Origin of the sequence: Actinokineospora pegani, from assembly GCF_009745975.1 — a bacterium.
Lineage (GTDB): Bacteria > Actinomycetota > Actinomycetes > Mycobacteriales > Pseudonocardiaceae > Actinokineospora > Actinokineospora pegani.
Genome location: NZ_WHOL01000123.1, coordinates 1 through 13,644 on the forward strand (window position 1 = coordinate 1; position 13,644 = coordinate 13,644).

The 13,644-nt window shown below is 76.5% G+C and carries 2 protein-coding genes; both read right to left on the reverse strand.

What is annotated here, in order from left to right; translation table 11 throughout:
* Nucleotides 1-5,772 (reverse strand): SDR family NAD(P)-dependent oxidoreductase (locus GCL84_RS31135; protein ID WP_197523550.1); only part of this gene is annotated, 5,772 nt, incomplete at its 3' end.
* The coding region (locus GCL84_RS27690) for a type I polyketide synthase (protein ID WP_156758519.1) at nucleotides 5,772-13,644 on the reverse strand (7,873 nt) is incomplete at its 5' end. The genes GCL84_RS31135 and GCL84_RS27690, both read right to left, overlap by 1 nt.

Sequence of the window (13,644 nt, forward strand, 5' to 3'; positions counted from 1 at the left end):
GACCCGCTGCTGCGACGGCCCGTTCGGCGCGGTCAGGCCGTTGGACGCGCCGTCCTGGTTGACAGCGGTGCCGCGCACGACGGCCAGCACGCGGTGGCCGTTGCGGCGGGCGTCGGACAGGCGTTCCAGCAGGACCGCGCCGACGCCCTCGGCCCAGCTCGTGCCGTCGGCGCCCGCGGCGTAGGACTTGCAGCGGCCGTCCGCGGCGAGGCCGCGCTGGCGGGAGAAGCCGATGAAGTTGCCCGGGCTGGCCATCACGGTCACCCCGCCCGCCAGCGCCATCGAGCACTCGCCCCGGCGCAGCGCCTGCGCGGCCAGGTGCAGGGCCACCAGCGACGACGAGCACGCCGTGTCGACGGTGACGGCGGGCCCCTCCAGGCCGAAGGTGTAGGACACGCGGCCGGACAGGACGCTGCCCGCCGTGCCGGTGCCGAGGTAGCCCTCCGAGTCGCTGTCGAAGCCGACCGCGCCCGCCCCGTACTCGTGGTACATCAGGCCCGCGTAGACGCCGGTCGCGCTGCCGCGCAGGGTGGCCGGGTCGAGGCCCGCGCGCTCGAAGGTCTCGTGCGCGATCTCCAGGAACAGCCGCTGCTGCGGGTCCATGGCCAGCGCCTCGCGCGGGCTGATGCCGAAGAACCCGGGGTCGAAGTCGGCGGCGGCGTGCAGGAAGCCGCCCTCGCGCACGTAGCTGGTGCCCGCGTGGTCGGCGTCGTCGTGGAACAGCGCGTCGAGGTCCCAGCCCCGGTTGTCCGGGAACGGGGTGACGCCGTCGACGCCCTGGCTGACCAGGTGCCACAGCTCGTCGGGGGTGCTGACCCCGCCCGGGTAGCGGCAGGCCATGCCGACGATGACGACCGGGTCGTCGTCGGCGGCCTTGGTGGCGGTGGCGACCGCGCGCGTGCCGGAGCCGAACAGCGCGGACCGCAGGTGCTCGGCGAGGGCGGCCGGGGTCGGGTAGTCGAAGATCAGGGTGGCCGACAGGCGCAGGCCGGTGGCGTCGGCGAGCCGGTTGCGCAGCTCCACGGCGGTGAGCGAGTCGAAGCCCAGCTCGGCGAAGGACGCGTCGACCTCGACCGCGTCCGCCCCGGCGTGCCCGAGGACCGCGGCCACCTGGCCGCGCACCAGGTCGACCAGGCCGGTCTCGGTCAGCGACAGGGTGGTGTCGGTGACCTCGCGGACGGTGCGCCGGGCCGCGCCCCTGATCAGCCCGCGCAGCAGCGGCGGCACGGGCCCGCCGCCGAGCTGGGCGCGCACGGTGGCGACCTCGAACCGCATCGGCAGCACGTGCGGCCCGGCGGCGAGCGCGCGGTCGAACAGGTCCAGTCCGTCCTGGGTGGACATGGCGACCAGGCCGCCGCGGCTGACCCGGGCGGTATCGACGGCGTCGAGCTTGCCGGTCAGGCCGGAGGTCCGCGCCCACAGGCCCCAGCCCATGCTGACCGCGGGCAGGCCGAGCCCGTGGCGGTGCGCGGCGAGGGCGTCGAGGAAGGCGTTGGCGGCGGCGTAGTTGGCCTGACCGGCGGGCCCGAACGTGCCCGCCATGGAGGAGAACAGCACGAACGCGTCCACCTCGCCCGCGAGCTCGTGCAGGTTCCACGCGGCGTCGACCTTGGGCCGCAGCACGGCGGCGAGGCGCTCGGGGGTCAGCGCGGAGAGCACGCCGTCGTCGGTGACGCCCGCGACGTGGACCACGCCGTTGAGCGTCACACCGTCGAGGAGCGCGGCGAGGGCGTCGCGGTCGGCGGCGTCGCAGGCCTCGAGCCGGGCGGTGGCCCCGGCGGCGGCGAGGTCGGCCAAGAGGTCGGCCGCGCCGGGGGCGCCCGCGCCGCTGCGGCTGATCAGCAGCAGGTCGCGGACGTCGTGGGCGGTGGCGAGGTGGCGGGCGACGGCCGCGCCGAGGGTGCCGGTCGCGCCGGTGACCAGGACGGTGCCGGTGAGCCGCACGGGGTCGGGGGCGGGGACGCGGGTGAGGCGGGGGGCGTGCGGCTCGCCGTCGCGGACGCGCAGGCGGGGTTCGTCGCCCGCGAGGACGGGGGTGTCACCCTCGACGAGGACGACGCGGCCGGGGTTCTCGGCCTGGGCGGCGGCGACGAGGCCGTGCAGCGGGGCGTGGGCGAGGGAGCCATCGATGTGCACGACGAGGGGTTCGTCGTGGTCCTCGGCGAGCCATGTCTGGAGGTGGGCCAGGGTTTCGGCGGCGACGGCGTGGGCGGCCTCCACCTGCGTGCCCTCGGGAGTCGTGGGGCGGAACACCGCGCCGGGCAGACCGGTCTGGGCGACCGGGACCCAGTCGACACCGAAAAGGGTCTCGGCGGCGGGCTCGGCCGCCAAGGGGCGCAGGGTGACACCGCCGAGGGTGGCCACGGGCGCGCCCTCGGCGTCGAAGAGGGCGACCCGGCCGGTGGGGGCGACGTGGACGCGGACGGCCGAGGCGCCCTGGGCGTGCACGGTGACGTCGGAGAAGGCGAAGGGCAGCCGCGCCGGGCCCGCGCCCAGGCCGAAGACCTGGACCACGGCGTCGAGCAGGGCCGGGTGCAGGCGGAACGCCGCCGCCTCGGCGCGGGCGTGCTCGGGTAGGGCGACCTCGGCAAAGAGGTCGTCGCCGTCGCGCCAGAGCTTCTTGAGGCCTTGGAACCGTTCCCCGTAGGCGAATCCGGCGGCGGCGGCCTGCTCGTAGAGGCCGCTCAGGTCCTGCGGCTCCCCCGCCGCCCAGTCGGGCGCGGTGGGCTCGGGGCCCGCCTCGACGGCGAGGACGCCGGCGGCGTGGGTGGTCCACGGGACGTCGTCGGCGGGTCGCGAGTGGACGGACAAGCGGCGGCGGCCGCCCTCGTCGGCGCCCACGACCAACTGGACCTCGACCGCGCCGTCGTCCGGGACGACGAGCGGGGCGTGCAGGGTCAGCTCCTCGACCCGGGCACAGCCGACCTCGTCACCCGCGCGCACGGCCAGCTCGACGAACGCGGTGCCGGGCAGCAGCACCCGGTCGCGCACGGCATGCTCGGCCAGCCACGGGTGCGAGGACAGCGACAGCCGCCCGGTCAGCAGCACCATGTCGTTCTCGGCCACCGACACCGCCGCGCCGAGCAGCGGGTGGTCGGCCGGGCGCAGACCGGCGGCGGCGAGGTCGCCGATGGCGCCGGGGCGCGGGGTGAGCCAGTAGCGCTCGCGCTGGAAGGCGTAGGTGGGCAGGGCGATCCGCCTGCCCGTCAGGACGGCGGACCAGTCGACGGAACCGCCGCGCTGGTGGAACTCGCCGACGCCCGCGAGCAGGGCCTCGACCTCGTCCCGGTCGGAGCGCTGCAAGGCGATGCCGTCGGTGACCAGGCCGGTCAGCGGGGCGCTCGGGCCGACCTCGACGAACCGGGTGACGCCCTCGGCCGCGAGGGTGGCGAGGCCGTCGGCGAACCGGACGGTGGCGCGGACGTGCTGGACCCAGTACTCGGGGTCGGTCACGTCCCCGGCGATGATCGGGATTCGGGGTTCGTTGTAGGCCAGGCTCGTCGCGACAGCGCGGAAGTCGTCGAGCATCGGCTCCATGAGCACCGAGTGGAACGCGTGCGACACGCGCAGCCGCTTGGCGCCCTCAAGTCCGTGGACGGAGGCGAGCACGTCGGCCTCCGGACCGGACACGACGACCGAGCGCGGCCCGTTGACCGCCGCGATCCCGGCCTGGCCGACCAGGGTGATCTCGGACTCGGCGGCGCGGACGGACACCATCGCCCCGCCCCCGGGCAGCGCCTGCATGAGCGTCCCGCGCGCCTCGACCAGCGTCGCGGCGTCGTCGAGGGAGAGCACCCCGGCGACGTGCGCGGCGGCGAGCTCGCCGATGGAGTGGCCGACCAGGTAGTCGAACCGGACGCCCCAGGACTCCAGCAGCCGGAACAGCGCCACCTGGAAGGCGAACAGGCCGGTCTGGGTGAACCGGGTCTCCCCGATCCGCTCATCGCCGATGGCCTCGGTCAGCGGCAGGGTGAACCGGGAGACGACCTCGTCGAACGCGGTGGCGAAGACGGGGTAGCGGGCCTTGAGCCGCTCGCCCATGCCGGGTCGCTGCGCGCCCTGGCCGGAGAACACGGCGGCGGTCAAGCCCTCGACGGGCTTGGCCACGCGGACCTTGGGGTCGCCGTCGGCCAGGGCCCGCAGGTCGGCGCGCGGGGAGTCGCCGACGAGGACGGCGCGGTGGGGCAGGTGCGCGCGGGTGGTGGCCAGGGAGAAGCCGATGTCGTGCGGGTCGGCGTCGAGGTCGAGGAGCGCGGCGGCCTGGGCGCGCAGGGCCTGCGGGGTGGCGGCGGAGAGCAGCCAGGCGGTCGGGCCCTCGGCGCGGGCCCGCTCGACCGGCTCGGGGTCGGGGGCCTGCTCCAGGATCATGTGGGCGTTGGTGCCGCTGATGCCGAACGCCGAGACCGCGCCGCGCCGGGGCCGGTCGGCGGTCCACTCGCGACGGTCGTGCAGCAGCCGCACCGCGCCGGACTCCCAGTCGACCTGGGCGGTCGGGGTGTCGGCGTGCAGGGTGCGCGGGAGGACGCCGTGGTGCAGGGCGAGCACCATCTTGATCACGCCCGCGACGCCCGCGGCGGCCTGGGTGTGGCCGATGTTGGACTTCACCGACCCCAGCCACAGCGGTGTGTCGCGGTCGCGGCCGTAGGTGTCGAGCAGGGCGTTGGCCTCGATCGGGTCGCCCAGGGCGGTGCCGGTGCCGTGCGCCTCCACGACGTCCACGTCAGCCGCGGTGAGGCCCGCGGCGGCCAGCGCGTCGCGGATCACCCGCTGCTGGGCGGGCCCGCTCGGGGCGGTGAGGCCGTTGGACGCGCCGTCGGAGTTGGTCGCGCTGGCCCGGATGACGGCCAGGACGGGGTTGCCGTCGCGCTGGGCGTCGGACAGCCGTCGCAGGGCGACCACGCCCGCGCCCTCGGCGAACCCGGTGCCGTCCGCGCCCGCGCCGAAGGCCTTGCACCGGCCGTCGGCGGACAGGCCGCCCTGCTGGCCGAAGCCGACGAACATGCCCGGGGTGGCCATGACCGTGGCGCCGCCCGCCAGCGCGAGGTCGCTCTCCCCCGTCCGCAGCGACTGGCAGGCCAGGTGCAGCGCGACCAGCGACGCCGAGCAGGCGGTGTCGACGGTGACGGCCGGGCCCGCCAGGCCCAGCGCGTAGGCGGCGCGGCCGGAGATGACGCTCGCGGCGGTGCCGGTGACCAGGTAGCCCTCCGCGCCGTCGGCGGCGTTGTCCAGCAGCCAGCGGTAGTCCTGGTAGTTGGTGCCCATGAACACGCCGGTGCGGGAGCCGCGCAGCGCGGTCGGGTCGACGCCCGCGCGTTCCAGGGACTCCCAGACCAGTTCGAGCACGATGCGCTGCTGCGGGTCCATCGACAGCGCCTCGCGCGGCGAGATGCCGAAGAACCCGGGGTCGAACGCGCCCGGCTCGTCGAGGAATCCGGCCTCGAAGGCGTAGCCGCTGGCTTCTCGGTCGGCGCGCGAGCCCAGGTCCCAGCCCCGGTCGTCGGGGAACGGGCCGACCGCGTCGCGCCCGCCGGAGAGCAGGTCCCAGAACGCCTCGGGGCTGTCGACGCCGCCGGGGAACCGGCAGCCCAGGCCGACCACGGCGATCGGCTCGGAACCCGCGGCCTCGGCCGCGGTCTCCACCTCGCGCAGCCGCTGCCGGGTCTGGTGCAGGTCGGCGGTGACCTTCTTGAGGAAGTAGCGGAGCTTGTCCTCGGTCGTCCCGTTGTCCATGGTGTGCATGGTGCGCTCCGGCTGCGTCGGCTGTGCTGTCATCAGGAGATCCCGAATTCCTTGCCGATGAAGGCGAACATCTCGTCGTCCGAGGCCGCGTCCAGCGGCGTGGTGGTGTCGACCGGGGCCTTGTCGAGCAGCGCGCGCAGCCGATCCGCGATCCCGGCCCAGGTCGCCTCGTCCGCCCCGGCCAGCCCGCGTTCCAGCCCGGCCAGCAGCACGGCGGGGTCGTCGGGCAGGTCGGCGGCGACGGGGGCGGTGCGGGCCAACAGGTCCTCGGCCAGCGCGCGCGGGGTCGGCCGGTCGAACACCAGGGTCGCGGCCAGCCGCAGCCCGGTGGCGGCGGCGAGCCGGTTGCGCAGGTCGACCGCCGTCAGCGAGTCGAAGCCCAAGTCCTTGAACGGCTTGTCCGCCTCGACCGCGTCCGCCCCGGCGTGCCCGAGGACGGCCGCGACGTGCTTGCGCACCAGGCCGAGCGCGGCCCGGTCGCGCTGCGGGCCGGACAGCCTGGCGAGCTCGGCGGCGAAGTCGCCGGTGTCCTGGGTGGACACCGACCGCAGCTCCGGCAGCGCCGCCAGCAGCGGGCTGGGCCGGGTGGCGGTGAACCCGGCGGCCAGGCCGGGCCAGTCGACGTCGGCGACCAGGGTGACCGGGTCGCCGGTGCCGACGGCGGCGCGCAGCGCGCGGACGGCGGTGGCCGGGTCCATCGGCCGCACCCCGCCCCGGCGCAGGCGCTCGCCCGCCTCGTCGGCGCGGCTGGGCCCGCCCCACAGGCCCCAGGCGATCGAGGTGCCGGGCAGGCCCGAGCCGCGGCGGTGCTCGGCGAGGGCGTCGAGGTAGGCGTTGGCGGCGGCGTAGTTGGCCTGCCCGGCGTTGCCCAGCGCCCCCGCGATCGAGGAGAACAGGACGAACGCGTCGAGGTCGCGGTCGGCGGTGGCCTCGTGCAGCGCGCGGGCGGCGTCGGCCTTGGGGCCGAAGACGGTGGCGAGCCGGTCCGGGGTGAGCGCGGCGACCACGCCGTCGTCCAGGACGGCGGCGGTGTGCACCACGGCGGTCAGGTCCGGCAGGCCGTCGACGACCGCCTTGACCGCCGCCGCGTCGGACACGTCGCAGGCGACGACCTCGCCGGGCAGGTCGGCGGCGCCGGGCGCGTCCGGGCCGCGGCGGCTGAGGAGCACGACCCGCTCGGCCCCGGCGCCCGCGGCCCAGCGGGCGACGTGCCCGGCCAGCGCCCCGGTGCCGCCGGTGATCAGGACGGTGCCGCGCGGGGTCCAGTCCGCGGTGGGCGCGGCCGGGGCGTGCGCGAGCCTGCGGGCCAGCGCCCGGCCGCCGCGCAGGGCCACCTGGTCCTCGGTCCCGCCGAGCACGGAGGTGAGCAGCGCGGGGTCGAAACCGGGCTCGAGGTCGACCAGCCCGCCCCAGCGGTCGGGGTGTTCCAGCGCGACGACCCGGCCCAGGCCCCAGACAGCGGCCTGCTCGGGCGCGGTCACGTCGGCGACGGCGCCGCGGGTCGCGACCCACAGCGGCGCGGCGACGCCCGCCGCGCCGAGGGCCTGCACGACGGCGAGGGCCAGCGCGGTGTCGCCGCCGGGGACGAGCAGCACGCCTCCGGTGGGCGCGGCGGCGGACAGGGCGGCGGTGAGGTCGGTCCCGTCGGTGGTCAACTCGGGGACGCCCAGGGCGGTGGCGCACTCGGTGGCCAGCGCGGACCCGGGAGAGACGACGAGCCAGTCGCCGGTCGCGCCGCCGTCTGGGGTGATCGTGGTCCACTCGGCGTGGTAGCGCCAGGCGTCGACCTCGGCGGTCTCGCGGTGGCGGCGGCGCCAGGCGGTCAGCGCGGGGACGACGGCCCGCACCTCGTCCGCGGGCAGGCCCAGCTCGTCGGCCAGGCCGCCGCCCTCGACGAGCGACCAGAACCGGCTGTCCCGCTCGTCGACGACGGGGGCGGTGTCGGCGTCGAGCCAGAACCGCTGGTGCTGCCAGGCGTAGGTGGGCAGGTCGGCCACCGGGCCCTCAACAGACCAGTCGATGGTGACGCCGCAGGCGTGCGCCTCCCCCGCCGAACGCAGGAACCGGTCCAGGCCGCCGTCGTCGCGGCGCAGGGTGCCCACGGTGCGGGTGTCGGCGCGGTCTGCGTCGGCGAGGGTGTCCGACACGGCGGCCGAGACGACCGGGTGCGGGCTGACCTCGATGAACACCGGCTCGCCCGGCACCGACGCCACCGCGTGCCGGAACAGGACGGTGCCGCGCAGGTTGGCGACCCAGTACTGCGCGCCCATCTCCGGGCCGGTGACCGGCTCCCCGGTGACGGTGGAGTGGATGGGGACCTCGGGGGCGCGCGGCGCGACCGGGGCCAAGGTCTCCAGCAGCTCGGCGCGCAGGATCTCGACCTGGGCGGAGTGGGAGGCGTAGTCCACCGGGATGAGCCGGGCCCGCACGCCCGCGGCCGCGCAGCGCTCGAGGACCTCGTCGAGGCCGTCGGTGTCACCGGAGATGACCACCGAGCGCGGCCCGTTGACCGCGGCCAGCGACAGGTCCTTGCCCGCGATCAGCTCGCGGGCCTGGTCGACCGGCAGCGCGAGCGAGGCCATGCCGCCGAGCCCGGCGAGCTTGCCCGCGATCGCCTGGCTGCGCAGCGCCACCACGCGCGCACCGTCCTCGAGCGACAGAGCGCCCGCGACGACAGCGGCGGCGATCTCGCCCTGCGAGTGCCCGATGACAGCGGAGGGCGTGACGCCGTAGGACTTCCACAGCGCCGCCAGCGAGACCATGACCGCCCACGACGCGGGCTGCACGACGTCGACCCGGCGCAACGACTCCTCGTCGCCGAGCACGTCGACCAGCTCCCAGGTGACGAACGGCCGCAGCGCCTCGGAGCACTCGGCGAGCCGGTCGGCGAAGGCGGGGACGGACAACAGGTCACGACCCATGCCGACCCACTGCGCGCCCTGCCCGGGGAAGACGAACACCGGGGCCGAGCCCTCGCGGGCGGGCAAGCCGGGCTCGACCTCGGCCAGGCGGGCGTGCAGGGTCTCGATGTCGGCCCCGGCCACCACCGCCCGGTGCTCGAACCGGGCGCGGGTGCGCAGCAGCGCGGCGGCGACGGCGGCGAGGTCGGTGTCCGGGCCGGTGGCCGCGCGCAGCCGGTCGGCTTGAGCGCGCAGCCCGGCGGCGGTCCGCGACGAGAGGACCCACGGCACGGTCCCGCTGGGCGCGCGCTCGGCCGCGGGGGTCTCCGGCGCCTGTTCGAGAATCAGGTGGGCGTTGGTGCCGGAGATGCCGAAGGAGGAGACGCCCGCGCGGCGCGGGCGGTCGGCGGAAGACCAGTCGCGGTTGTCGGTGAGCAGCCCGATCGCCCCGGCGGTCCAGTCGACCTGGGAGGACGGGCCGTCCACGTGCAGGGTGCTGGGCAGCGCGCCGTGGTTGAGCGCGAGCACCATCTTGATGACCCCGGCGACGCCCGCGGCGGCCTGCGTGTGGCCGATGTTGGACTTCACCGACCCGAGCCACAGCGGCTCGGTCCGGTCCTGGCCGTAGGTGGCCAGCAGCGCCTGGGCCTCGATCGGGTCGCCCAGGGTGGTCCCGGTGCCGTGCGCCTCCACCGCGTCCACATCGGACGGTGCCAGTCCGGCGTCGGCGAGGGCGGCGCGGATGACCCGCTGCTGTGACGGCCCGTTCGGGGCGGTGAGGCCGTTGGACGCGCCGTCGGAGTTGATGGCGCTGCCCTTGACCACGGCGAGGACCCGGCGGCCCTCGGCGCGGGCGTCGGCGAGCCGTTGCAGCACCACGACGCCGATGCCCTCGGCGAACCCGGTGCCGTCCGCGGCCTTAGCGAAGGAGCGGCACAGCCCGTCCGGGGACAGTGCGCCCTGGGCGGTGAACTCGCCGAACAGGCCGGGCGTGGACATGACCGACACCCCGCCCGCGAGCGCCATCGAGCACTCGCCCCGGCGCAGCGCCTGCGCGGCCAGGTGCAGGGCCACCAGCGACGACGAGCACGCCGTGTCGACGGTGACCGCCGGGCCCTCCAGCCCCAGGGCGTAGGCGACCCGGCCGGACAGGACGCTGGCGGTGGTGCCGGTGCCGACGTACCCGGCGAGGTCGTCGGGCACGTACTTGAGCAGGTCGGTGTAGTCCTGGCCGCTGGTCCCGGCGAACACGCCGGTGCGGGACCCGCGCAGCGCGGTGGGGTCGATCCCGGTGCGCTCGACGGCCTCCCAGGCGACCTCCAGCAGCAGTCGCTGCTGCGGGTCCATGGCCAGCGCCTCGCGCGGGGAGATGCCGAAGAACGCGGCGTCGAAGCCGGTGACGTCGTCGAGGAACCCGCCGCGGACGGCCGTCGCGGGCCAGCCCCGGTCGGTGGGCGGGCCGGTGATCCCGTCGCGGCCCTCGGCCAGCATCGCCCACAGGTCGTCCGGGGACTCGACCGAGCCGGGGAACCGGCACGCCATGCCGACGATCGCGATTTCGTCCTCGCCGGACACGCCGCCCTCGATCACGACAGAGGCGGTGGTGGACCCGCTCAGCTCGTCGAGCAGGTGCGCGGCGAGGACGGCGGGGGTGGGGTAGTCGAAGACCAGGGTGGCGGGCAGCGCCAGGTCGGTGGCGCGGCGCAGGGCGTTGCGCAGCTCCACGGCGGTGACGGAGTCGAAACCGAGGTCCTTGAACGGCTTGCGCGCCTCGATGGCGGCGCCGGAGTCGTGCCCGAGGATCGCCGCCACCTGGTCGCGCACGACGTCGGTCACGGCGGTGAGCCGCTCGCCCGCGGGCAGCGCGGCGAGCCGGGCGGCCAGGCCGGTGACCGGCGGGGCGGCCGGGGCCAGGGCGCGCACCTCGGGCAGGTCGGCCAGCAGCGGGCTGGGCCGGGAGGCGGTGTAGGCGGTGGCGAACCGGTCCCACTGGATGTCGGCGACGAACACGGCGGTCTCGTCGCGGCCGAGGATGCCGCCGAGCACGCGCAGCGCGGTGTCCGGGTCCAGCTCGGGCACGCCGTGGCGGCGGGCGATGTCGCCGACCCCGCCCAGGGCCATGCCGCCGTCGGCCCACGGCCCCCACGCCACGGCGGTGGCCGGGAGGCCGAGACCGCGGCGGTGCTGGGCCAGGGCGTCGAGGAAGGCGTTGCCCGGGGCGTAGTTGGCCTGGCCGGAGGCGCCGAGGACGCCCGCCATGGAGGAGAACAGCACGAACGCCTCGACGGTGTCGCCCAGCAGCTCGTGCAGGTGCCAGGCCGCGCCCGCCTTGGCCGCCAGCGCGGTGTCGACCTGCTCGGGGGTCAGCGCGTCGACCACCGCGTCGTCCAGGACGGCCGCGGTGTGGAAGACCGAGCCGACCTCGGCACCGTCGAGGGCGGCGGCGAGCGCGTCCCGGTCGGTGATGTCGCAGGCGACGATCCGGGCGGCCGGGCCCAGCTCGGCGGCGAGCTCAGCCGCGCCGGGGGCCAGCGGGCCGCGCCTGCTCAGCAGCAGCACGTCGGCCCCCGCGGCGACCAGCCAGCGGGCGACCCGGCTGCCCAGGGCCCCGGTCCCCCCGGTGACCACGGCGGTGCCAGTGGGTGTCCATGCGGGTCCTCCCGTGCTGGTGGCGCGGGCGAGCCTGCGGACCAGGGTGCCGCTGCCGCGCACAGCGACCTGGTCTTCGGCGGGGTTGGCCAGGGCCGCGACCAGGTGGGCGAGGCAGCGTTCGCCGGTGTCGGCGAGGTCGACCAGGCCTGCCCAGCGCTCGGGGTGCTCCAGGCCGATGACGCGGCCCAGGCCCCAGACGGTGGCCTGCCACGGGTCGGTGAGCGGGTCGCCGGGTCCGGTGGAGACCGCGCCGGTGGTCACGGCCCAGATCGGGGCGTCGAGCCCGGCCTGGGCGAGGGCCAGGGTGTCGGTGAGGCCCTGCTGCGACACGACGCCGGTGAACGGCCCGTCGGCCTGGTCCGTGCTGACCTCGGCGCCCGCCGCGCGGACCGCCCCGGCGATCGCGGGATCGGCCAGGACGAGCCAGCGGCCGGACAGGGCCGCGGGGGCCGGGTCGGGGACGGGCACCCAGGTGACGGTGTAGCGCCAGGAGTCGGCGGTGGCCTCGGCCAGTTCGCGCTCGCGCCACCGGGCCAGCACGGCGACGGTGTCGGCGTCGACCCCCTCGATGGCCTCGCCCCGGGACACCAGGTCCCAGAACCGGCTGTCGGCGCCGCGGGCGGTCTTGGGGCCGGCCTCCCACCAGAAGTGCTTGCGCTGGAACGGGTACGTGGGCAGGTCGGCGCGCGGGGCGGTGGCGCCCGCGTACCAGCGCGACCAGTCGACGGCGACGCCGAGCACGAACGCCTCGGCCAGCGAGGTGGCCACGCGGGCGAGGCCGCCCTGCTCGCGGCGCAGGGTGCCCACGGCCCGGCCCGCCATCGCCGACACCAGCACCGGGTGCGGGCTGACCTCGACGAGGACCGCCCCGGCCAGGGTGCTCACCGCCTGGTCGAACAGGACGGTCTGGCGCAGGTTGCGGTACCAGTAGGCGGCGTCCATGCCGGTGGTGTCGAACGGGGCGCCGGTGACGGTGGAGATCAGCGGCGTGCGGGCGGCCCTGGGCTCGACCGGGGCCAGCGCGCGCAGCAGCTCGTCCTCCAGGTCGGCGACCTGGGTCGAGTGCGAGGCGTAGTCGACCGGCACCCGCCGGACCCGGACCTCGGCGGCCTCGAGCGCGGCGATGACCGCGTCCAGCGAGGCGTCGTCGCCGGAGACGACCACGGACCCCGCCCCGTTGACGGCGGCGATCCCCACCCCGGGCCACGGCGCGATCCGCTCCCGCACCTCGTCGGCGGGCAGCGCGATGGACACCATGCCGCCGCGCCCGGCCAGCGACTCCGCGATGACCTTGGACCGCAGCGCGACGACCCGCGCACCGTCCTCGAGCGACAGCGCACCCGCGACGACGGCGGCCGCGATCTCGCCCTGCGAGTGCCCGACCACGGCCGAGGGCGTGACGCCGTAGGACTTCCACAGCTCCGCCAGCGACACCATGACCGCCCACAGCGCGGGCTGCACCACGTCGACCCGGTCCAGCATCGCCGCGTCGTCCAGCACCGACACCAGGTCCCAGTCGACAAAGGCCCTCAACGCGTCCGCGCACTGCGCCATCCGGTCGGCGAACGCCGGGACGGCCAGCAGCTCGCGGCCCATGCCGACCCACTGCGCGCCCTGGCCCGGGAACACGAACACCGGCTTGCCCGGCCCCTCGGCGACACCCGCGACCACGGTCGGCGACGGCCGGTCCCCGGCCAGCGCGGCCAGCCCGGACCCGTGCTCGGCCAGCACGACCGCCCGGTGGTCGAGCACCGAACGGGAGGTGGCCAGCGCGAGCCCGACTGCCAGCGGGTCGCCCTCGACCGACCGGGCCAGCGCGCGCAGGGCGTCGGCGGACCCGGCCGAGAGCACCCACGGCAGGACCGCCGGGGCGCCGGCGGCCTCGACCGGCTCGGGCTCGGGGGCCTGCTCGATGATCACGTGGGCGTTGGTGCCGGAGATGCCGAACGACGACACGGCCGCGCGGCGCGGGCGGTCGACGGCGGGCCAGTCGCGGGCGCCGGTGAGCAGCTCGACGGCCCCGGCGTCCCAGTCGACCTCGGGGCTGCGCTCGTCGGCGTGCAGGGTCTTGGGCAGCACCCCGTGCCGCAGCGCCTGGACCACCTTGAGCACGCCGGCGATCCCGGCGGCGGCTTGGGCGTGGCCGATGTTCGACTTGATCGAGCCCAGGTAGAGCGGTTCCTCCCGGTCCTGCCCGTAGGTGGCCAGCAGCGCCTGGGCCTCGATCGGGTCGCCCAGGGTGGTCCCGGTGCCGTGCGCCTCCACCACGTCCACATCGGACGTGGTCAACCGCGCGTTGGCCAGCGCGGCGCGGATGACCCGCTGCTGCGACGGCCCGTTCGGCGCGGTCAGG